The sequence below is a fragment of the Streptomyces sp. NPDC017940 genome (assembly GCF_044328435.1).
GTDB lineage: Bacteria > Actinomycetota > Actinomycetes > Streptomycetales > Streptomycetaceae > Streptomyces.
Genome location: NZ_JBIRHJ010000001.1, coordinates 232556 through 254680, shown reverse-complemented (window position 1 = coordinate 254680; position 22125 = coordinate 232556). Strand labels below are relative to the sequence as shown.

At 73.9% G+C, this 22125-nt stretch carries 17 protein-coding genes and 1 tRNA gene; 12 read left to right on the top strand and 6 right to left on the bottom strand.

Going from position 1 to position 22125, the window contains the following annotated elements; all coding sequences use genetic code 11:
- Positions 1-15: 15 nt before the first annotated feature.
- The 4 genes from ACH4DX_RS01090 (at position 16) to ACH4DX_RS01075 (ending at position 4784) form a co-directional block, all read left to right on the top strand.
- Positions 16-1353: an ABC transporter substrate-binding protein gene (locus ACH4DX_RS01090; RefSeq protein ID WP_398153532.1), complete on the top strand. Its 1338-nt coding sequence runs from the start codon at positions 16-18 to the stop codon at positions 1351-1353.
- 7 nt (positions 1354-1360) lie between these two features.
- Positions 1361-2389, top strand: a complete 1029-nt coding sequence (locus ACH4DX_RS01085; protein ID WP_398153531.1) for a carbohydrate ABC transporter permease — start codon at positions 1361-1363, stop codon at positions 2387-2389.
- A 9-nt stretch (positions 2390-2398) separates the two neighbouring features.
- Positions 2399-3250: a carbohydrate ABC transporter permease gene (locus ACH4DX_RS01080; RefSeq protein WP_398116626.1), complete on the top strand. Its 852-nt coding sequence runs from the start codon at positions 2399-2401 to the stop codon at positions 3248-3250.
- Positions 3251-3326: 76 nt separating this feature from the next.
- Positions 3327-4784, top strand: coding sequence for a GH1 family beta-glucosidase (locus ACH4DX_RS01075; protein WP_398153530.1), 1458 nt, complete (start codon positions 3327-3329; stop codon positions 4782-4784).
- A 161-nt stretch (positions 4785-4945) separates the two neighbouring features.
- Here the strand turns inward: ACH4DX_RS01075 and ACH4DX_RS01070 are convergent, their stop codons facing one another.
- The gene (locus ACH4DX_RS01070; protein WP_398153529.1) at positions 4946-5806 is read right to left on the bottom strand and encodes a spermidine synthase; all 861 of its coding nucleotides are present in this window, start codon (positions 5804-5806) and stop codon (positions 4946-4948) included.
- 311 nt (positions 5807-6117) lie between these two features.
- Positions 6118-6645, bottom strand: coding sequence for a hypothetical protein (locus ACH4DX_RS01065; RefSeq protein ID WP_398154152.1), 528 nt, complete (start codon positions 6643-6645; stop codon positions 6118-6120).
- 305 nt (positions 6646-6950) lie between these two features.
- Here ACH4DX_RS01065 and ACH4DX_RS01060 point away from each other — a divergent pair, with 305 nt between their 5' ends.
- Positions 6951-8516, top strand: coding sequence for a tetratricopeptide repeat protein (locus ACH4DX_RS01060; RefSeq protein WP_398153528.1), 1566 nt, complete (start codon positions 6951-6953; stop codon positions 8514-8516).
- Between the two features lie 46 nt (positions 8517-8562).
- Here ACH4DX_RS01060 and ACH4DX_RS01055 read toward each other — a convergent pair whose 3' ends face one another.
- Positions 8563-9159 (bottom strand): histidine phosphatase family protein, encoded by a 597-nt coding sequence (locus ACH4DX_RS01055; RefSeq protein ID WP_398153527.1) that lies wholly within the window; start codon positions 9157-9159, stop codon positions 8563-8565.
- A 196-nt stretch (positions 9160-9355) separates the two neighbouring features.
- Between ACH4DX_RS01055 and ACH4DX_RS01050 the strand changes: the two genes are divergently transcribed.
- From ACH4DX_RS01050 to ACH4DX_RS01025, 6 genes are all read left to right on the top strand, one after another.
- Positions 9356-10441 carry a phosphatase PAP2 family protein gene (locus ACH4DX_RS01050; RefSeq protein ID WP_398153526.1) on the top strand — a complete coding sequence of 362 codons (1086 nt, stop codon included), beginning with the start codon at positions 9356-9358 and terminating at the stop codon, positions 10439-10441.
- Positions 10407-11516, top strand: a complete 1110-nt coding sequence (locus tag ACH4DX_RS01045) for a hypothetical protein (RefSeq protein WP_398154151.1) — start codon at positions 10407-10409, stop codon at positions 11514-11516. The genes ACH4DX_RS01050 and ACH4DX_RS01045 overlap by 35 nt, the downstream gene beginning before the upstream one ends.
- Positions 11507-13177 (top strand): hypothetical protein, encoded by a 1671-nt coding sequence (locus ACH4DX_RS01040; protein ID WP_398153525.1) that lies wholly within the window; start codon positions 11507-11509, stop codon positions 13175-13177. The genes ACH4DX_RS01045 and ACH4DX_RS01040 overlap by 10 nt, the downstream gene beginning before the upstream one ends.
- Positions 13174-14544, top strand: coding sequence for an AAA domain-containing protein (locus tag ACH4DX_RS01035; protein ID WP_398153524.1), 1371 nt, complete (start codon positions 13174-13176; stop codon positions 14542-14544). The genes ACH4DX_RS01040 and ACH4DX_RS01035 overlap by 4 nt, the downstream gene beginning before the upstream one ends.
- A gap of 525 nt (positions 14545-15069) precedes the next feature.
- Positions 15070-15456, top strand: a complete 387-nt coding sequence (locus ACH4DX_RS01030; RefSeq protein ID WP_398153523.1) for a hypothetical protein — start codon at positions 15070-15072, stop codon at positions 15454-15456.
- A gap of 173 nt (positions 15457-15629) precedes the next feature.
- Positions 15630-15703 (top strand) — tRNA-Lys (locus ACH4DX_RS01025).
- Positions 15704-15865: 162 nt separating this feature from the next.
- On the opposite strand, the gene ACH4DX_RS01020 is transcribed toward ACH4DX_RS01025, so the two are convergent.
- The gene (locus ACH4DX_RS01020; RefSeq protein WP_398154150.1) at positions 15866-17092 is read right to left on the bottom strand and encodes a M6 family metalloprotease domain-containing protein; all 1227 of its coding nucleotides are present in this window, start codon (positions 17090-17092) and stop codon (positions 15866-15868) included.
- A gap of 599 nt (positions 17093-17691) precedes the next feature.
- Here ACH4DX_RS01020 and ACH4DX_RS01015 point away from each other — a divergent pair.
- Complete coding sequence (locus ACH4DX_RS01015; protein WP_398153522.1) at positions 17692-19659, top strand: putative bifunctional diguanylate cyclase/phosphodiesterase; 1968 nt, start codon at positions 17692-17694, stop codon at positions 19657-19659.
- Positions 19660-19802: 143 nt separating this feature from the next.
- Here the strand turns inward: ACH4DX_RS01015 and ACH4DX_RS01010 are convergent, their stop codons facing one another.
- Together ACH4DX_RS01010 and ACH4DX_RS01005 are read right to left on the bottom strand one after the other, a co-directional pair.
- The gene (locus ACH4DX_RS01010) at positions 19803-20879 is read right to left on the bottom strand and encodes an LLM class flavin-dependent oxidoreductase (protein ID WP_398154149.1); all 1077 of its coding nucleotides are present in this window, start codon (positions 20877-20879) and stop codon (positions 19803-19805) included.
- Positions 20880-21226: 347 nt separating this feature from the next.
- Positions 21227-21967, bottom strand: a complete 741-nt coding sequence (locus ACH4DX_RS01005; RefSeq protein WP_398153521.1) for a decarboxylase — start codon at positions 21965-21967, stop codon at positions 21227-21229.
- Positions 21968-22125: the final 158 nt, after the last annotated feature.

The following is a 22125-nucleotide window of genomic DNA, read 5'->3' as shown; positions in this document are numbered from 1 at the left end:
CACCAGGAGGACGCAATGCGCTACAGGACTCGAACGCCCCGCCGAGCGGCGACCCTCGCGGCCGCCGCCGCCCTCGCCACCGGGCTGCTCGCCGGCTGCGCCGAGGACTCCGACGAGCCCGGCGGGTCCTCGGGGGGCGGCGACGGCGGTGGCGGCAAGGGGAAGACGACGCTGACCGTCGGGGTCTTCGGTGCTTTCGGGATGCAGGAGGCAGGGCTCTACGACGAGTACGAGAAGCTCAACCCCGACATCGACATCAAGCAGAACTCCGTACAGCGCAACGAGAACTACTGGCCCGCCCTCCTCACCCACCTCAGCAGCGGCAGCGGCCTCTCCGACGTCCAGGCCGTGGAGGTCGGCAACATAGCCGAACTGACCGGCACCCACTCGGCCAAACTGGTGGACCTCGGCAGGACGGCGGGCGTGGACAAGGGCGCCTATCTGGGCTGGAAGTGGCAGCAGGGCACCACCAAGGACGGCAGGACCGTCGGCCTCGGCACCGACATCGGGCCGACCGGCATCTGCTACCGCAAGGACCTGTTCGAGAAGGCGGGGCTGCCGACGGACCGCGAGGAGGTCGGCAGGCTCTGGGCCGGGGATTGGAACAAGTACCTGGAGGCGGGCAAGCGGTACAAGGAGAAGGGGCCGAAGGGCACCTCCTTCGTGGACGGCGCCACCGGCGTCATGGCCGCCGTGCACGCCTCCGGCAAGGAGAAGTTCTACGACGCCGATGGCGAGCTGGTCTACAAGGACAGCGCGGGGGTCCGCGAGGGCTGGGAGCTCGGGGCGCGGTTCGCGAAGGAGGGGCTCACCGCCAAGCTCCAGCAGTTCCAGCCCAGCTGGGACCAGGCCTTCGCCAACGGCTCCTTCGCCACCGTGACCTGCCCGCCCTGGATGCTCGGCTACATCAAGGACAAGGCGGGCGACAAGGGCGAGGACCGGTGGGACGTCGCCGCCGCCCCCAGGCCCGGCAACTGGGGCGGCTCCTTCCTGACCGTGCCCGAGGCGGGCGGGAACAAGGAGGAGGCCGCCAAGCTCGTCGCCTGGCTGACCGCCCCGAAGCAGCAGGCCAAGCTGTTCGACGAGCGCGCCAGCTTCCCGAGCGCCGAGGCCGCCTACGACCTGCCCGAAGTGAAGGACGCCAAGAACCCCTTCTTCGGTGACACCCCCGTCGGAAAGATCTTCGCCGAGGCCGCCGAGGGCGTGCCGGTCCAGCCGATCGGCCCCAAGGACGGGATCATCTCCCAGTACCTGGCCGACACCGGGATGCTCGGCGTCGACCAGAAGGGGACGTCGCCCGACAAGGCCTGGGACAAAGCCATGAAGACGATCGACAACGCGCTGGACCAGTGATCACCCGGTGACCGACATCCCGAGTGACACCCGTGCCGCCGCGCCCTCCACGGGAGAGGAGGGCGCGGTCCCCCGCGCGCGGCCCGCGAGAGCGCTCGCGGACCCGGCCGCCGAACGCCGCCGCGCCCGCCGCAGCCGCCGCTACCGCCGGGACGTGAAGTGGAGTCCCTACGCCCTGGTCGCGCCGTTCTTCCTCTTCTTCCTCGCCTTCGGACTCTTCCCGCTGCTCTATACGGGGTGGGCCTCCCTGCACCGTGTGGAGCTCGGGACGCCCACCGACATGGAGTGGGTGGGCCTGCGCAACTTCTCGCGGCTCCTGGAGGACGACTTCTTCTGGAACGCGCTGCGCAACACCTTCACCATCGGCGTCCTCTCGACCGTGCCGCAGCTCCTGATGGCACTGGGCCTGGCCCACCTCCTCAACTACCGCCTCCGCGGCTCGATGTTCTTCCGCGTCGCGATCCTCACCCCGTACGCCACCTCGGTGGCGGCGGCGACACTCGTCTTCGTACTGATGTTCAGCCGCACCGACCACGGAATGATCAACTGGGGTCTCGGTCTGGTCGGCGTCGACGCCGTGGACTGGCAGAACGGCGACTGGAGCGCGCAGTTCGCCGTCTCCGCGATCGTCATCTGGCGCTGGACGGGCTACAACGCGCTGATCTACCTCGCCGCCATGCAGGCCATCCCGAAGGACCTGTACGAGTCGGCGGCCCTGGACGGCGCGAGCCGCTGGCAGCAGTTCCGGCACGTGACGGTGCCTTCGCTGCGGCCGACGATCCTGTTCACCTGCGTGGTGTCGACGATCGGGGCGACCCAGCTCTTCGGCGAGCCGCTCCTGTTCAGTCAGGGCGCGAGCCCGACCGGCGGCTCCGACCACCAGTTCCAGACGCTCGGGCTCTATCTGTACGAGCAGGGCTGGTTCAACCAACACCTGGGCCGGGCCTCGGCGATCGCCTGGACCATGTTCCTCATTCTCGTCCTGATCGGCCTGCTCAACTGGGCGATCAGCCGGTGGATCCGCAGAGACGCGTGAGGGGATGACGTGACAAGCCTGAGGAAACGCGGCGCCGGGCGCCAACTGCGGGGCGGCAGGCTGACGTACGCCGTGCTCGTCCTGTTCACCGTCGGCTCCCTCTTCCCGCTCGTGTGGACCGCGATCGCCGCGTCCCGCAACAACACGCGGCTCGCCCAGACGCCGCCTCCCTTCTGGTTCGGCGGCAACCTCTTCAAGAACCTGGAGATCGCCTGGACCGACGCCAACATGGGCACGGCACTGATCAACACCCTGGTGGTGGCGGGCAGCGTCACCGTGGGCACCGTGCTCTTCTCCACCCTCGCCGGATTCGCCTTCGCCAAGCTGCGCTTCCGCTTCCGGGGGGTGCTCCTGCTGCTCGTGATCGGCACGATGATGGTGCCGCCGCAGCTGAGCGTCGTACCGCTGTTCATGATGGTCGCGGAGTTCGGCTGGACCGATCAGCTCCAGTCCGTGGTCCTGCCGACGCTGGTGAGCGCCTTCGGGGTGTTCTTCATGCGGCAGTACCTCATCGAGGCGCTGCCGACCGAGCTGATAGAGGCCGCCCGGATGGACGGCGCCAGCAGCTTCCGGCTGATCTGGCACGTCGTCCTGCCCGCGGCGAGGCCCGCGATGGCCGTCCTCGGCATGCTGACCTTCGTCATGGCCTGGAACGACTTCTTCTGGCCCATCATCGCGCTGACCCAGGGCGGCGAGCCCACCGTGCAGGTGGCCCTCGCCGGGCTCGGGCGCGGCCAGATCCCCGACCAGTCCGTGATCATGGCGGGCGCGCTGCTCGGCACGCTGCCGCTGCTCGTCGCCTTCGTCCTCTTCGGCAAGCAGATCGTGGGCGGCATCATGCAGGGCGCCGTCAAGGGCTGAACCACCCCGTGCAGTCCGTTGCCCGGCCGCAGTCGGCCGACCCGATCCTTCCGTACAACCTCTTGGGAGCGCTTCCATGACCGACGCGAACCTGCGGTTCCCGCCCGACTTCCTGTGGGGGGCCGCGACCGCCGCGTACCAGATCGAAGGGGCGGTGCGCGAGGACGGCAGGACGCCGTCCATCTGGGACACCTTCAGCCATACGCCGGGCAAGGTGCTCGGCGGGGACACCGGGGACGTGGCCTGCGACCACTACCACCGGTGGCGCGACGACGTACGCCTGATGGCGGACCTGGGCATCGGCGCCTACCGCTTCTCCGTGTCCTGGCCGCGGGTGCAGCCCACCGGGCGCGGACCCGCCGTGCAGCGCGGGCTCGACTTCTACCGCGCGCTCGTCGACGAGCTGCTCACGCACGGCATCACGCCGATGGTCACGCTCTACCACTGGGACCTGCCGCAGGAGCTGGAGTCGGCGTCCCCCAGCGGCTCTCCGGCCGGTGGCGGCTGGCCGGAGCGGGACACCGCGTTCCGCTTCGAGGAGTACGCAGGGATCGTCGCCGGGGCGCTCGGGGACCGCGTGCAGTGGTGGGCGACCCTCAACGAGCCCTGGTGCAGCGCGTTCCTCGGCTACGGCTCGGGCGTGCACGCGCCGGGCCGCACCGACCCCGCCGCCGCCCTGCGCGCGGCCCACCACCTCAACCTCGCCCACGGCCTGGGCGCGCGGGCGCTGCGCTCGGCCCTCCCCGGCCGCGCCCGGGTCGGCGTCTGCCTCAACCCGAGCGCCGTGCGCCCCCTGACCTCCGCGCCCGCCGACCTGGACGCGCGCCGCCGCATCGACGCGCTCGCCAACCGGGTCTTCACCGGGCCGATGCTGCGCGGGACGTACGACGCCGACCTGCTCGCGGACACCGCCGGGATCACGGACTGGTCCTTCGTGCTCGACGGCGACCTGGGCGTCGTCCGGCAGCCACTCGACTTCATCGGCCTCAACTACTACTCCCCCGCCGTCGTGTCGGCCGCCGCGGACACCGCCGCGAACGGTCCGCGCCTCGACGGGCACGGCGACGCCGAGCACTCTCCCTGGCCGGGCGCCGACGGGGTCTCCTTCCATCGCGCCCCGGGCGAACTCACCGCCATGGGCTGGCCCGTGGACCCCACCGGCCTGACCGACCTCCTCCTCGAGTACACCGCTCAGGCCCCCGGGGTCCCCCTGTTCGTGACCGAGAACGGCGCGGCCTACGACGACAAGCCCGGCGCGGCGGGGCAGGTCCACGACCCCCACCGCATCCGCTATCTGCACGGCCATCTGACCGCCGTGCACCAGGCACTCCTGTCCGGCGCGGACGTACGCGGCTACTTCCTGTGGTCGCTGATGGACAACTTCGAGTGGGCGTACGGCTACGGCAAGCGGTTCGGGGCGGTGTACGTCGACTACGACACGCAGGCGCGGACGCCCAAGTCGAGCGCCCACTGGTACGCGAAGGTGGCCGCGAGCGGTGAGCTGGCAGCGCCGGGCCAGGAGGGCGAGGGCTGAATGAGGGGTACGAGGGTGCGTCCCGCACGGAGGGCCGGCGCGGCCCTCGGGTCGGCGATGCCGCCGCCGGCGTGGGTCGATGAACAGGTCCATGGTCGACAGCAGGGGGAGAATCCGGCCCCTACTGACGACTGACGACTCGGGCCCGCCGGGCGGCGGCCTCAGCGGAACACGGAGGGCGGCGGGGCGGGGGACGCCACGGCGCGCTCGTCGGTGACCGCGGTGGCGCCACCGCCGAAGTCGGCGAGGGCGCGCCCGTGTTCGACCCGGGCCGGGTGCGGGTCGCTCGCGCTGCGCCGGGTGAGTTCGGCGACGGGCAGCGGCTGCGCGGCGGCGAGGAGGACGGCGTTGCCGAAGCGTCTGCCGCGCAGGACCGCGGGGTCGGCGACGAGGGCGAGCTCGGGGAAGACTCCGGCGGCGGTGGCGAGTTGGCCGCGCAGATAGGCGAGCGGGGGTCCGTCGGCGAGGTTGGCGGCGTACCAGCCGGTGGGCTTGAGTGCCCTGCGGACGTCGGTGAGGAACTCCGTGGTGGTCAGGTGGGCGGGGGTGCGGGCGCCGCTGAACACATCGGCTATCACGAGGTCGGCCCACCCGTCCGGGACCTTCGCGAGCCCTTCCCTGGCGTCGGTGTTGCGTACCCGGACGCGGGCCGCGGGGTCGAGCGGCAGGGCGCGGCGGACGAGTTGGACGAGGGCGGTGTCGCGCTCGACGACCTGCTGGGTGGAGCGGGGGCGGGTCGCGGCGACGTAGCGGGCGAGGGTGAGGGCGCCGCCGCCGAGGTGCACGGCGTGCACGGGCCTGCCGGGCAGGGCGACGAGGTCGGCGATGTGGCCGAGCCTGCGCTGGTACTCGAAGTCGAGGTACGTGGGGTCGTCGAGGTCGACGTGGGACTGCGGGGCCCCGTCGACGAGCAGGGTCCAGGCCCCGCCCCGCTCCCGGTCCGGCATCAACTCGGCAAGCCCCCCGTCGACCTCCTCGACCAGAGCCTCCCGCACCTGCCGCCCCCGCCTGTTCCGCGCCATCACCCCATTATCGCCGCTATCGCCGCCATCGCCGGACGAGCACGTTCCAGCCCACCCGGCCCCTACACATAGAGGGCGAGCCCGAGATCCCGACCCGCCCAGCGTGCAGGACGAGCGGCAACCTTTCGGCCCGCCCCGCGTTCGGGACGGGCGGCAAGAATCAAGGCGAGCGGCAAAATGCAGCCCGTCCGGCGCTTGAGGACGAGCCGCGGAGCGGCGAGCTTCCAGCCCGTCCGGCGCTTGAGGACGAGCCGCGGAGCGGCGACAAGCGGGGCAAGGGGCGCAGCCCCATATACAGCCCCGACGGCCACCTACCGACAACGGTCGGCGGCCTCGAGCGTCCGCGCGGCCTCCCCGAGCGCAGCCCGCAGCACAGCGGGATCAGTCCCGGGCTCAGCGGCCCCCCCGACCACCCCGGGCGGCACCAACCACCCACCCCCCACGCCGGACGGCGAAGCCCCCGGCCCCGGACACCACCCCGCCCCGGGCGGAAGGAGGGCGCCATGACCGAAGGTCTGGGTACACGCGCTGCCGGGAAGATCCCACCCGTCCGCCGTGCCCGGCGGCACGAGAAAGCCGAGGGTCCCGCAGTCCCCGTCGTGCAGCACGGGCCCCACGGCCTCGTCCCCGCCCCCCCGGCGCAGGATGTCCACGGCCTCCAGGCCCTGACGCGCGGGCACGGTCACGAGATCGCAGCCCTCGTGGCCCTCGTGGCCCCGGGCGCCGACCGGACCCCACGGCCCGACGCAGCCGGGCCCCGCACTGCGGTCCTGGCCAGGCCGATGCCGCGCCGTCGTCAGCGCGCCCCCGGATCCACCGCTCTCCGTGCCGAATTGCAACAAGGAATCCTCCTCGACGGGGCGGAAGCCGCATCGCTCCCTCTCCGCATGGTTCAACGCGCGGGGAGGCGAACGGCTACGGCGCCACGCCGCCGCAAAGGATGGCAGATCATGGCGGATCACGGGTGAGATATCCGGTTTGTAGCCAAAGTGCGCGTGCCGACGGATTCCCATTGGGTACGTTCGTGCCCCGCCGGGCAGGCCCGCAGCACGCACGCCGACCGGTCGGCGCCGGACTGTGGGCGGTCGGCGCCGCGGCGGGGCGCGCGGCGCCCCCGGCACGGTCCCCAGCGAGAGGATCCGGTATGGCGTCGTCGGCATCGTCAACTCCGCCTCCGCGACCGAACCTCACGTTCCGGCAACTGCGCGGGCACCGCTCACCGAGCGAGTTCGCGGCGGCGGTGCGGCGGGCCGCGCGTGAGATCGGCGAGCGGGTCAGCTGTGACGCGCGGTACGTCGGCCGCGTGGAGGCGGGCGAGATCCGCTGCCCCAACTACGCCTACGAGCGGGTGTTCCTGCACATGTTCCCCGGCCGGACACTGACGGACCTGGGCTTCGCGCCGCGTGCGGTGGTACGGGGCCGGGGGGCGCGCGGCGCCCTGGACGCGCGCGGGGCGGATCCCACGTACCGGCATGACGGGCCGCGAGGCAGGTACACGGATGACGGGCCCACCGGAAACACCGGCGCCAGGCCCACCGAAGGCGTCGACGCCCCGGGCGCCACCGGGCGCCCGGGCAGCAACGGCGGCACCGGCGCCCACGACGGCGACCCCGGCGGCCACGGCGGCCCCGGCGGCCCCAGCGACCAGGAGGAGAGCGACGTGCGGCGTCGCGCGTTCATGACCAGCGGCACGGTCACCGTGGCCGCCGCGTCCCTGCGGGCCGTCGGCCTTCCGGCGGGCGGCGTCGCCGCGGCCCGCGCGCCCGGGGGGCGCGGGTTCCGCACGGCGGGCGACAGCGAGGTGCGCGCGGTCGAGGACGCGGTCCGTGAGATCCGGCTGCTCGACGACCGGCACGGCGCCGACGGCCTCTACCGGCGCGCCGCCCAACCGCTGCGCACCGCGTACGCCCTCCTCGACGCGGGCACCTCGATGCGGGCCGGACGCAGGGTCGCCGACCGGCTGTACTCGGGGGCAGGCGAACTCGCGATCTCGGTGGGCTGGCTCGCGCACGACTCGGGGCGGTTCGACGAAGCCCGCTCGCGCTACGCGGAGGCCCTCGCCACGGCCCGCCTCGCCGACGACCCGGCCCTGGAGGCGCACGCGTTCTGCAACACCGCGTTCCTGGCCAGGGACACGGGGCGGCCCCGGGAGGCGGTGCGGGCGGCGCAGGCGGCGGCACGGATCGCACGCGACCTCGCGTCGCCCCGGTTCCTTTCCCTGCTCGCGCTGCGCGAGGCGGGCGGCTGGGCCGGGCTCGGCGACCACACGGGCTGCCGGCAGGCGCTCGGCCGCGCGCACGCGCTGTTCGACCGGGGCGCCTCCGACACCGACCCGGAGTGGATGACCTTCTACGGGCCCGCGGAGCTCGCGGGCCTCGAGGCGCAGTGCTGGTCGGCGCTCGGCCAGTGGGACCGCGCGGCACGGCACGCCCGGCGGGCGGCGGGCGTGGCGGCGGCGCTGACCCCCGAGTTCACCCGGAACATCGCGCTGTACACCGCGGAGCTCGCCGACGACCTGGCCCGCGCGGGCCGCCCGGACGAGGCCGCGGACGCCGGGCTGCGGGTGCTCGCGCTGCTCGACGAGGTCCAGTCGTCACGGATCGCGTGCATGCTGGCGACGACCGCGCGGCTGCTTCTCCCGCACCGGCTCGCCTCCGGAGTGACGGACTTCCTGGAGCAGCACGCCGCCCGCGCTCGCCCTCGGGCGTGAGGCTCCGGCAAGGCACGGCCCCCGCGCGGACAGCGGCCCCGAACGCTCAGCCCGTCAGGTGCCCGGTCTCGTTCCAGGACTCCAGAGCGGGCTCTCCGTAGGCCCAGCCGAGGATCGACAGGGACGTGGGGCTGAGGCGGATACGGGACGCGAAGTCGATGTCGTAGCCGAGCCAGCGGGCGCCGATGGCGCGCAGGATGTGGCCGTGGGCGAAGACCAGTACGTCGCGGTCCGCCGCGCGCGCCCAGGCGACGACCTCGTCGGCCCGCGCCGACACCTGCCCCAGCGTCTCGCCGTCCGGCACGCCGTCGCGCCAGATGAACCACCCGGGGCGCAGCGCCTGGATGTCGGCGGGGGTCAGACCGTCGTACGCGCCGTAGTCGAACTCCATGAGCACGTCCCACTCGGCGGCCCGGTCGCCGAAACCGGCGAGCTCGCACGTCTCCCGCGCGCGGGACAGGGGGCTGGTGCGCACCTCCACTCCAGGGAGGCCGTCGAAGGGTGCCCGGTGCAGCCGCTCGCCGAGGAGCTTCGCGCCGCGCCGGCCCTCTTCCAGAAGGGGGATGTCGGTCCTGCCGGTGTGCTTTCCGGACAGTGACCACTCGGTCTGTCCATGCCGGGCCAGCAGGATGCGCGGTGCCATGAGAAGAAGCCTTTCCCTTGTCTGTTCCCTCCATCATCACTCACACGGCGAAGGAGCAACCCGAGTCGCGATCTCTGCGTCTATGACGACCAGGGGATGGCTGGTCGGCCTCCGGGCGGGCCGTAAAGTGGCCCATCGGTCGTACGCCGAGAGAACCGAGCGGGAACAGCGCGCAATGAGATGGGGGACCCACCGGATGCCGCGATTCAAGGCACTAGGCGCCGGCGACGGCGGCATATCCGGGAACGGAACGTCCCGCATCCGGCTGCGCTGGTGGACGGAGCTGCCGCTGATCCTGCTGGTGTACGGGGCCTACTCGGCAGGGCGGTTGCTCGCGCGCGGGGACGTCACGACCGCCGTGGACCACGGCCTCTCCCTGCTGCGCGTCGAGAAGGCGGTGCACCTCAACCTGGAGCACCCGCTCAACCGGCTCTTCACGGCGCACGCGTCGCTCGGCGTCCCCGCCGACTTCTGGTACGCCTCGCTGCACTACCTGGTCACACCGCTGATCCTGATCTGGATGTTCCGCAGCAGGGCGGTCCACTACGCCGCGGCCCGCACCTGGCTGATGGTCTCCACGCTCATCGGCCTGGTCGGCTTCACGCTCATGCCGACCTGCCCGCCGCGCCTCCTCGACGCCAAGTACGGCTTCGTCGACACGATGGCGCAGTACAGCGACTGGGGCTGGTGGGGCGGTCAGGCCAGCGCGCCGCGCGGCCTCGGCGGCATGACCAACCAGTACGCGGCCATGCCGAGCCTGCACGTGGGCTGGTCGCTGTGGTGCGGTGTGATGCTGTGGCGGTACGGCCGCACGCCGCTGGCGAAGGCGGCCGGAGTGATCTACCCGCTGTTCACCACCGTCGTGGTCATGGGCACCGCCAACCACTACTTCCTCGACGCGGTCGCCGGGGCGGCCGTGATGGGTGTGGGCCTGCTCCTGGTGAAGCCCGTGCGGCGGGCCGCCGACCGGGTCAAGGGCAAACTGCGGCCGGTCGTCGCCACCGCGGTCGGCGGGCGCTCCGCCGCCACCGGGCAGCGTTCCGCGAACGTCCCGGCGGCCTCTTCCGCCACGGAGTCCTCGATTGTCAGTGCCGGATGCCAGACTTCGGCGGGTGAGCGAATTCCCCACCAGCGCAGGCTCGGCGCCGACCCGGGCGACGGCAGGTCCGCGGGCAACGCGGGCGGCAGACCCCGCGGGAGCGAGGGCGCCGGACCAGCGGGCCGCCCCGCGGGCGTCGGGGACGGCGCTGCGGCAGCGGCTCGCGGAGCTGCGCGGACCTGACGTACCGCCGCAGCCCCTGGACGCCCGCGCCCTCGCGGCCCTCGCGGCGAACCCGGGCTGTCGGCGGCGCGCCGTCCTGGACGGCGCGGGCGTGCCGAAGGCGGCGCTCGCGCAGTCCCTCGGCTCCCCCTCGGGCTTCGGCCAGTCGCAGTTCGCCTTCATGCGCGGGCACGCCTTCGAGGCGCGGGTCAAGTCCGACGGCGGCGCCGAGCTGCTGCGCCTGACGCACGCCTGCCTGGGCGGCGGCCCCGAGCCCGAGCCGGGCTCCGCGCGGGTGCCCGACCTCTCGGCGGCAGGACCCCAGGGCCGCGCGGGCCGCACGGAGATCGCCCTGCGCGAGGCCACGGCCGCCGGTGCCTGGACGCTCCTCGACCACCCGATGCTGTCCCTGGACGTCGCGGGCACGCCCGCCTTCCTGGAGCCGGACGCGGTGGTCGTCGCGCCGGACGGGACCTGGACGGTCGTCGAGATCAAGTCCTTCCCCATGATCGACGGCGCGGCGGACGCGGCGAAGGTGGGCGCGGCGGCCCGCCAGTCGGCGGTGTACGTCCTCGCGCTCGAGGACGTCGCCGCCCGGACGGCGGCAGGCGGCGGGCGCGCTCCCGAGGTCCGCACGCACGCGCTGCTCGTCTGCCCCAAGGACTTCTCGAACCTGCCGGCCGCGTCCGCCGTGGACGTCCGCAAGCAGCGCGCGGTCACCCGCCGCCAACTGTCCCGGCTGACCCGCGTCGAGGACATCGCGGCCGCGCTGCCGCCCGGTCTGAGTTTCGACGTGGCCCGCCCCGCCGACGAGCTGTCCGCCGCGGTCGACGCGGTCCCCGCGACCTACGCACCGGAGTGCCTGGCCGCCTGCGAGCTCGCCTTCCACTGCCGCGAGCGGGCCCGCGCGCGGGGCGAGCTGACCTCCCTGGGGCGCTCGCTCCGGGCCGACCTCGGGTCCCTCACCACCGTCGAGGAGACCCTCGCGGCGGCGCGCGGCGACGCGGGCGACCCCGACGACCCCGCGGTGGCGGCACTGCGCCGGGCCGGCGCGCTGCGCGCGGAGGCGCTCGCGGGAGGTGCCCGTTGTCCCTGATCGACGATCTGGCCAGGCTGGAAGCGGCGGCGTCGGGCCGCGCGCGCCCGCGGGCCACCGTGCGCCACCGCCATCTCTCCGAGCGCCCCCTGGTCTTCGTACCGCTCACCACGGCGGGTGAGGCGGGCGCGCCGCTCGGGGCCCTGATCGGCACCGAGCGCACCGCGCCGCGGCTGCTCACGGTCGCCCAGCCCCGCGACCGCGACCTGCGCTTCGCCTTCCTCGCCAAGATCGCCGAGATCCTGCTGCCGTACGTGGAGTCGTTCGCGGACGACGTCGAGGCGGCCGAGCGCACGGAGACCGACCCGGAGACGGGCAAACGCGTCAAGGTCGAGACGGAGCTGTGCGCGGACGCGCCGCAGCTGATCGTGCCGAGCCGGGCGGGCGTCGAGTTCGTGCGGCTGCTCGGCCGCTCCATGCGGTTCCGACGGACGGCCGAGCAGGACCCCGACGCGCCGTACCCCGCGCCCCCGCGCGTGCCGCTGCTCGGGCGCTGGCTGACGCACTACGGCGAGCGCTCCCGCGTGCCCGGCTCCGCGCTCCTGCTCGCCATGACCGACCTGCTCTCCCGGCACTGGGCCACCGGCCAGTCCTCCCTGGAGGAGCAGCACCTGGGGGCGCTGCTCGCGTGGATCGAGGCGCCCGACGGCACGTCGGGCGAGGCGGCGGCGCTCCGCGCGGAGCTGGGGCGGGACGCCGACGGGCAGTTGCTGTGCCCGCCCGCCGGGCCCGCCACCGACCCGGCGTTCGACAACGACCTGCTCGCCCCCGCCATCGAGCGCCACGACCGGGCGCGCTCCGCCCTGGCCGCGGCGGCGGACGGCGTCGAGGCGGACGCGCTGCTCGCCTCGCTGGCCGCCGCCGAGCGGGAGATCGACGCCCTGGTGGCGAGCCGCACCCGCCCCACCTGGGACGCGGTGTGGCGGGGCCTGGACGCGCTGTGCGCGCTGCCCGAGGCGCCGAGCGCCGTCGACCGGTGGCGCGGCGACCGCTGGTCGTTCACCGGGCACCGCGACCGGGTGGCGGCGGGCGAGCCCCCGCAGCCCCGGGTGGACGACGCGGTCACGGCGGCCAACAAGCTCGCCACGCGCGAGCGCGAGCAGGCCAGGCTCGACGCCCAGGAGGCTCTGGACGACCCGCTGGTGATGGCGGGGCGCAGGCTCGCGGGCGAGGCCTTCGCCGGTGTGGTGACGGATGTCGTCATGGCCTACAGCGAGGGCCGCTCGCCCCGCCCCCGCCCGCTGGTCACCGTGCGCACGGCCGACCGGCCGCATCTGGACTCCGGCGTGAAGGTGTACCGCTCCCTGGACGGCAAGGCCCAGAGCGCGCAGTTCGTGACGTACGCCGTCGAGGGCGAGGGCGGCGACGACGGCGGGGCCGACGGGGCCGCCGAGGGCACCGGCGGCGGTGGTCTCGTGGTGCTGCGCGTCCTGGACAAGATGGGGCGCGGCAAGGAACCCGACGCCGGGTCCGTGCCGGAAGTGGGCGACCGGCTGTGCTGGACGCTCTTCGAGCACGAGCAGCGGGGCGGCCCCAGGCTGCCCGATCCGGAGGACACGCCCTGGACCCACGGCGGGCCCCCGCAGTCCGCGGCGACGGCGTCCGGCGTGCCCGTCCCCGGCGAGAGCCCGGACCCCGTGACCGCGGAGGATGTCCTGTGACCACGCCCACCCCCTCCTCACCCCTCACGCCCCTCACGCCCCTTTTCGATCCCGGGGCGGAGGCGGGCCGTGCCACCGACGCGATCCTGCACGACACGCTGCACGGCACGCACCGCGGCGTCGTCGTGGACTCCCCGCCGGGCGCGGGCAAGTCCACGCTCGTGGTGCGGGCCGCCCGGGAACTGGCCGCGGCGGGGCGGCCCCTGATGGTCGTCGCCCAGACGAACGCCCAGGTCGACGACCTCGTCCTGCGTCTCGCCGAGAAGGACCCCGAGCTGCCGGTCGGGCGCCTGCACAGCAGTGACGCCGACGCGTACGACAAGGCGCTCGACGCGCTGCCGAACGTGCGCAAGTCCGCCAGGGCCGCCGACCTCGCGGGGCTCGACGTGGTCGTGTCCACCGCCGCGAAGTGGGGGCACGTCAAGGATGTCGAGCCCTGGGGGCACGCCATCGTGGACGAGGCGTACCAGATGCGGTCGGACGCGCTGCTCGCCGTCGCCGGGCTCTTCGAGCGCGCCCTGTTCGTGGGCGACCCGGGGCAGCTCGACCCGTTCGCGATCGCCGAGGCGGACCAGTGGGCCGGGCTCGCCTACGACCCCTCGGCCAGCGCCGTGAGCACGCTGCTCGCGCACAACCCGACGCTGCCGCAGCACCGCCTCCCCGTCTCGTGGCGGCTTCCGGCCTCCGCGGCGCCGCTGGTGTCCGACGCGTTCTATCCCTATACGCCCTTCCGCAGCGGTACGGGCCACGAGGACCGGACGCTGCGCTTCGCCGTGCCGTCCGACGGCTCGGGACCCGACCGGGTGATCGACGAGGCCGCCGTCTCCGGCTGGGGCCTGCTCGAACTGCCCGCCCGGCACACCCCGCGCACGGACCCGGAGGCGGTGCGGGCCGTGGCCCTCGTGGTGCGGCGGCTGCTCGACCGGGGTGGGGCGGCGACGTCCGAGCGGTCGCCCGACCCCGTGCCGGTCACCGCCGACCGGGTCGCGGTGGGGACCGCGCACCGCGACCAGGCCGCCGCTGTGCGGGGGGCGCTCGCCGCCCTCGGTGTGGTGGACGTGACGGTCGACACCGCCAACCGTCTCCAGGGCCGGGAGTACGACGTGACCGTCGTGCTGCACCCCCTGTCGGGGCGCCCCGACGCCACCGCCTTCCACCTGGAGACGGGCCGCCTGTGCGTGCTCGCGTCCCGGCACCGGCACGCGTGCATCGTGGTGTGCCGGGCGGGCGTGGAGTCCCTCCTCGACGACCACCCGTCCACGGATCCGGTCCGCCTCGGGGTGACGGTCAAGTTCCCGGACGGCTGGGAGGCCAACCACGCCGTCCTCGCCCGGCTGCGCGAACATCGGGTGCCTTGGCGTCCGTGACCTCCCCTGGCCGGGGCGGCTCGGCCCCCCTGCCTGGGGTACGGCGACCTGCGTGCCCGGCGTATCCACCACCGCGGACGCGTCTGCCTGGCGGCCGACCGCGTGCGACTGCGGCCCCTCCGTGGCCGCTCGCGCAGTTCCCCGCGCCCCTGACGGGGCGCCCAGACCACCCCCCAAGGGGCGCGAGGAACTGCGCGCTCAGCCCAAGAAAAGCCGCAGACGCCACTGCCAGACCACCGAGCACCCGCGACCGCGGCTCCTCCGTGGTTGCTCGCGCAGTTCCCCGCGCCCCTGACGGGGCACCCAGACCACCCCCCCAAGGGGCGCGGGGAACTGCGCGCGCAACCCACCAAAAGCCGCAGACGCCACTGCCGGACCACTGAACGCCCGCGACCGCGGCTCCTCCGTGGTTGCTCGCGCAGTTCCCCGCGCCCCTGACGGGGCACCCCCCGAGCGCAGGGCCCCGCCCTTGCGTGGGGAGGGACAATATGTTGGCCACGCGGCGTACGACGAAAGGACAACGACATGGCGGAGCCCCCACAGCCCCGGTCCAGCCAGCGCATGCGCCCCGCTCCGCTCCTCTTCGAGCCCGCGGAAGCCATGTCCGACCCCGAGCACTTCTTCGACCTGGAGTCGCTCGACGACCCGCGCGAGCTGCTCGCTCGGGCCACCGAGCTGACCCTCGCCTTCCGCGCCGCGATCGACCGCTCCGTCGAGTTCCAGGCCATCGCCGCCGCCCAGCTCGCCGACCCGCGCCGCTTCGACCGGCTCACCACGGCCGACATCGCCGAGCGCGCCCAGTGGACCGAGGACTACGCGAAGAAGATGATCGAGTTCGGCCGCGAGCTCCTGCGGGGCGAGCCGGGCGCACCGGGCTCCGCAGGACCGGCGGCGGGCGCGGGACCTCGCTGACCCCCCGCCGGCTCGTCGCCCCCGACACCTGCTCGCCCCGGCTCCCTGGCTCCCCGGACCGAAATGGCCCTCTGGGCCTGCGTCCGCGCCGCCCGTGCCGCGACCGCGTCCGCGGTGCGTATATCGATTTTTCCCCACGCCGATCAGGGTGCTAAGGTCTACGACGTCAGCAGGCGCCGCTAGCTCAGTTGGTTAGAGCAGCTGACTCTTAATCAGCGGGTCCGGGGTTCGAGTCCCTGGCGGCGCACGACAGCGATGGCGAGGCATGTCCACAGAACGCGTGGATTGTCTCGCCATCGTTTTTTGCGCGGCTTCGCCGCGCGTTGTGGGGGCTTCGCCACCCACACCCCCATCCGGTCAGCCCTGGTCCCCCCGCGCGTCGGCTTCGGGGCGGGCCGGTGCTCGCCCGTCACGTCGGGGTGATGGTGAATGTCCAGGAACCCGACGGGGTTCTCGGTTCCACCCTCAGGGTGACATCCGTGCCGGGCACGGTGAAGGTCTCGCCCGCCCGTACGGGGGCGTCCGCCAGGGGCGGGTAGACCGAGTCGTCGCCGCACGCCTCCGACCGGGGGTGGGCGTCGATCACCTCCACGGGACCCCTGCCCGACGCCGTCTCGCTGCGCACGCGGTACACGAGCAGCCCCTCACTGCACGTGGCACGGTCGTTGCCGACGGCACCCCGCGCCTCCACGGCCACCACACTGCCCCGGCCCGTGCGGACCACCGCCAGCCTCGCGGCGCCCGCCCCACCGCGCCGGGGCGGCGCCGACAGCGGGTCGAGGGTCACCCGCTGCGGGCCGTCCGCCACACACACCACCTGCCGCTGACGCAGCCAGCCCAGCTTCCACTTGTGCCAGCCGAACAGGTCGGGCGCCAGACCGAACTGGCTGCCCATGACGTCCCAGTCCCCCACATGCGTGTCCCAGTCGCCCTCGCCGTCCGTCGGGCGGTGATAGAGATCCGGCAGATCGAAGACGTGGCCCGTCTCGTGGGCGAGGACGTTGCGGTCCGGGGGATGCCGCTCGAAGAGCGTGACGATGCGGCGGATGTCCGTACCGTCCGCCCGCATCGGCCGGTCGAAGTTGACGACCTTCGTGGCGTCCGAATCCACGCCCGGCGCGTCCGGATCGGCCACGAAGTACACGATGTCGTACGCCGAGAAGTCCACCCGCGGATCCGCCGCCGCCACCGCGTCCCGCAGATAGGCGGCACGATTCTGCGGATCCCAGTCCCGCTCTATGGCGTACGCGGACGACTGCTCCGGCATCTCCACCCATTCGGGTTGCGGATGCGGACGCAGCCGGAACCGCCCGTACGAGGCCCGCTCGAAGAACTCGCTCGTGGCCGGGAAGTAGTCGGCCGTCAGCTCGTCCGGCGTCGTCAGCGGCGGGGAGTCCGGGAAGGACAGGAAGACCATGACGGCGTCGAGCTCCCGCGAGGGGCGCGGATAGCCGGAGTGCCAGGTGTCCAGGCCCTCGGAGTGGTGCGCGGTCGTGCGGCGCAGCGCGCAGGGGCCCGCCTCGCCATGGGCGATCGCCGGTCCTGCCACCAGCGATGTGGCGGCGAGCGCGGTCAGGCAGGTGGCCAGGATCCCCACCGTGCGCAGGCGCCGCCGCTCCCCTTCACGGGTGAGCATCCACCAGGGGAGCTGACGCTCCACGTCGACCTCCGGGTGCGGAATGCGGGACACCCCACCCACCCTGTGGTGATTTATTGAAGATCGCCCAGTTTGTCTGACCCGGTCGAGTGAGGATCGGCCAGGTTGCGACACTCCGACCGCTCACCGAACGTCACAACTGATCGTCCTGCGAAGAAGCCCGTGCACGACCGAGCAGAAACGATCAGTCGGGGGCTTCGGCGGGCCTCGCCCGGCGTACGACGGCTGGAACGGTCCGACGGCGTGCCTCTATGATCGGCACACTTTCCCGGCCCCGTCGGCCGCCCGCCAACCGGGCGACCGCCTCCCCGGACCCGCCAGGACGCGGGGCCCCATCGACCTGCTCGACAACGATTGCACTGCGGGAGCAAGCGGTGAACGGAACCCCTCAAGGGCCGACCGCCACAGCGGTCGCAGCACCCGGCCGCGCCTGGCCTGTCGTCACAGAGCGTGATCATTTGGGCCCGTGCGGCCCCCTCGCCCCGTACGCGGCCGACCATCGCGACGCAGTCGACCGTCGCGACACAGTCGACTACCGCCACGCGTCAGGCGGTCGCGACGCAGTCGACTACTGCGGTGTGGTCGGCGGACGCGACCCAGCCGACCACGGCGGCACAGGCGACCCCCGCGACACGGGCGCCCCCCACGGCACGGGCGCCCCCCACGGCACAGGCGACTGTCACGACACAGTCCACCCCCGCGACACGGCCGACCCCCGCGGCACAGGGACCCCCCGCGGCACAGGCGACCGTCGCGACACAGCCGACCCCCGCGACCGCGGCACGGCCGACTGCCACGGCGCGGTCGACTACCGCGCCGCCTTCGCCGCGGCCCCCCTGGCCCTCGCCGTCGTCGACCGCGAGGGCCTGGTGGTCGGCGCCAACGACGCGCTGGCCGATCTGCTCGGCGTGGACGCCGCCGACCTCACCGGACGGATCGCCGCCGACCTCGTCGACCTGGCGTCCGACGCCCGCACCTGGCACGCGTACCGCGAGGTGCTCCGCGGCAGGCAGGCCAGACTCCGCTGTGCCCGCCGTCTCAAACACCCCGACGGGCACTCCCTGTGGACCCAGATCACCGTCTCGCCGCTGCCCGGCGGCAGTGAGCGGTGCGGCGCGGGCACCGTCCTGCTCGCCGCCGCCGACATCAGCGCCCGCCGCGACCTCCAGGCCAGGCTGCGGCACTTGCAGATGCACGACCCGGTGACCCGGCTGCCCAACCGCGCGCTGTTCTTCGAGCGCCTCGCCTCCGCCCTGGAGGCGGGCGCGTACGACGACACGAGCACCGGCCGCGTCGGCCTGTGCTATCTGGACCTCGACGGCTTCAAGGCCGTCAACGACACGCTCGGGCACCGTGTCGGCGACCGGCTGCTGGCCGCCGTCGCCGACCGCCTCACCGCCCTCGCCGACGAGGCCGGGTACGGCAGGGCGTCGGTGCCCCTCGTCGCACGGCTCGGCGGGGACGAGTTCGCGCTGCTCGTGGAGGACTCCACGGGCACCGACCAGTTGACCGAACTCGCCGAGACGGCCCTGCGCGCGCTCCAGGAGCCCTTCGACCTGTCCGGGCAGCGCCTCTCCGTGTCCGCCTCCATCGGCGTCGTCGAGCGGCGCGCCGCGGGCACCACGACCACCGGTCTGATGCAGGCCGCCGACACCACGCTGTACTGGGCGAAGACCGACGGCAAGGCCCGCTGGACGCTGTTCGACCCCGAGCGCAACGCCCACCGCATGACCCGTCAGGCGCTGGCCAGTTCGCTGCGCCCGGCCGTCGAGCGCGGCGAGTTCGTCCTCGACTACCAGCCGCTCGTGGGTCTGGAGGGCGGCGGGGTGAGCGGGGTCGAGGCGCTGGTGCGGTGGCAGCACCCGCAGTTCGGACTGCTGACGCCGAATCGGTTCATCGGACTTGCTGAAGAAGACGGCTCGATCGTCCAGCTCGGCCGCTGGGTGCTGCGCACGGCCTGCCGACAGGCCCGCCGCTGGCAGCTGGACCACCCCGGCAGGGAGCCGCTGTTCGTGAGCGTGAACGTCGCCGTGCGCCAGGTCTGGGACTCCGACCTGGTCGCCGACGTCGCCGACATCCTGGCCGAGACGGGCCTCGCACCCGAGCTGCTCCAGCTCGAGCTGACCGAGTCCGCCGTCATGGGTTCCGCGGGCCGCCCGCTCCAGGCCTTGCAGGCACTCAGCGACATGGGGGTGCGCATCGCCATCGACGACTTCGGCACCGGGTACTCCAACCTGGCCTACCTCAGCCGCCTCCCCGTCTCCGTCCTGAAGCTCGACGGCTCCTTCGTACGGGGCTTCCAGTACGAGCAGGGGGCGTACGAGGAGGCCACCGGCCACATCAACCCCGCCGACGAGGTGATCGTCGAAGCCCTCGTGCAGCTCGCCCACCGGCTCGGGCTCACCGTCACCGCCGAGTGCGTGGAGACGTCGGGGCAGGCGGAGCGGCTGCGCAAGATCGGGTGCGACACCGGGCAGGGGTGGCTGTACTCGCGGCCGGTGGCGGCGGACCGCATCTCCGTGCTGCTCGGTTCGTGCGAGGCATAGCCCGGCGCGCGCTCCGGGGCACGACGTGCGGTTCGGGGCACGACGTGCGTTGCGGGAGCCGGGCGGCCGCCGCCGGGGGTGCTGGACGGTGAGTGCGGGTGCCGCCCCCACCCCCGTCGGGGGCGGCACCCTCGGTGGGCGGATCAGGACGGGCGCGGCAGCCCGTAGGCGTCGGCAATGAGTTCGTAGCTGCGCAGGCGCACCTCGCCGCTGTGCGCGTTGGCCGTGAGCATCAGCTCGTCGGCGCCGGTGCGCTTGGCGAGGTCGTCGAGGCCGGTGCGGACCTGGTCGGGGGTGCCGTGCACGACGTTGGCGTTCCAGCCGGTGACGAAGTCCCGCTCCATCTCGCTGAACGCGTACGCCTCGGCCTCCTCGGGGGTGGGCACGAGACCGGGGCGGCCCGTGCGCAGCCGGACCATGTTCAGGGCGGCGGCGAGGACCTGGCGGCGGGCCTCCTTCTCGTCGTCGGTGGCGAGCGCGGAGACGCCGATGAGGGCGTACGGGGCGTCGAGGACGGCGGAGGGGCGGAACGACTCCCGGTACAGGTCGAGGGCCGGGATCGTGTTCTGCGCGGAGAAGTGGTGGGCGAAGGCGAAGGGCAGACCGAGCACCCCGGCGAGCCGGGCGCTGAAGCCGGAGGAGCCCAGCAGCCAGATGGGCGGGCGGTGCGGGGACTGCACGCCGCCGGGGGACGTGGCCTGCACGGGCCCGGGGACCGCGTGGATGCGGGCGTAGGGGTGGCCGTCGGGGAAGTCGTCGTCGAGGAAGCGGGTCAGCTCGGCGAGTTCCTTGGGGAAGTCGTCGGCGCCCTCGCGCAGGTTCTCGGTGCGGCGCAGGGCCGCGGCGGTGGCGCCGTCCGTGCCCGGGGCGCGGCCGAGCCCGAGGTCGACGCGGCCCGGGGCGAGCGCCTCCAGGGTGCCGAACTGTTCCGCGACGACGAGCGGGGCGTGGTTGGGCAGCATCACGCCGCCGGAGCCGAGCCGGATGCGGCTCGTGTGGGCGGCGAGGTGGGCGAGGATCACGGCGGGCGACGAGGAGGCCACGCCCGGCATGGAGTGGTGCTCGGCCACCCAGTGCCGGTGGAACCCGCGGGACTCGGCCAGCTTGGCGAGGTCGACGCTGGTGCGCAGCGCGTCACTGGCGGTGCGCCCGGCGCCGACGGTCACGAGGTCGAGCACGGACAGCGGCGCGGGCGCGTCCCCGAGCCGCTCGGCGCGGATGCCCTCGCGGACGGCCGCGTCCCGCGCCGCCCCGGCGGTGCCCCGGGTGTCGTCGGCCCCGCCGGTCCCGCCTTGGTCGGTCTGCTCCACTGCCACCGGGGTCCTCCTGCTGTTCCGTCTGTTCCGTGTGATCCGCCGCCGACGCGTACGGGGACAGGAACGGGTCCGCCCGCCGCGCGCGTCGCGTACGGGGACTGGAACAGGAGGGGGGCTCCGCTTATTCCCCGCAGGTGAGCGACGTCCCCGCAGGTGAGCGGGGTCCCGGCAGGCGGGGTGGAGTCCCGGCAGGCGGCGTGAGGTCCCGGCAGAGGGAAGGGGAACCGGTCGTCCTGCCGGGCGGCGGGCGGCTACCCGGCCGGTGCCTGGACCACCGGCTCCCTGCGGAAGAGGGCGCCGAGCGCGGGAGCGTTCACCCGGCGGGTCGCGAGGCGCAGGCCCTCCCAGACGGTGACCTGGTTGGCGGTGAGGACCGGCTTGCCGAGCTCGGCCTCCAGGTCGGGGATGTGGGCGGCGGTGTGCAGCGCGGTGTCGGGCAGGAGCACGGCCTGGGCGTCCGGGTGGTCGCCCGCGCGGGCGAGGGCGACCACCTCGTCCCTGCCCCAGGTGCCGACCTCGGCCGCGGTGACGATCCCGCTCCCCCGTGCGGCCACGACCTCGACGCCAGCCGACTTGAGGAAGGACACGAAGTGGGCCGTGACGTCCTCGGGGTAGGTCGCCGCGACGGCGACGCGCGCCACCCCCAGTTCGCGTACCGCGTGGGTGAACGCGAACGACGTCGAGGACGCGGGCAGCCCGGCCGCCCGCGCCAGCTGCCGGACCTGGTCGTGCGCGCCCTCCCAGCCGAACACGAAGCTCCCGCTGGTGCAGGCCCACACCACGGCTTCGGCGCCGGTGCGGCGCAGCTCCTCGACGCCGGCGGCGAGCCGCGCCGGCGAGCCCGTCTCCAGGAGCGCGTCGACGCGGTGCGCGTCCTCGCCGATGTCCGTGTGGACGACCTGGAGCCGGACGTCGGAGCCGAGCAGCTGTTCCGTGCGTGGGTAGTCGTCCTCGGCGGAGTGGCCCGGATAGAGGAATCCCAGTGCGGTCAAGTCCAGCCTCCTTCTGTCGTCGGTCCTGCGGGCCCCGGTGGTTCCGCGGGTCCCACCGGCCCGCCGGGCGGGTCGGCGAGGCCCTCCCCCGCCGGCGCCGAGGCGGCGACGCGGGCGCCGCCGACGGACGCTCACGGGCCGGTGCCGGCAGCGCGTCG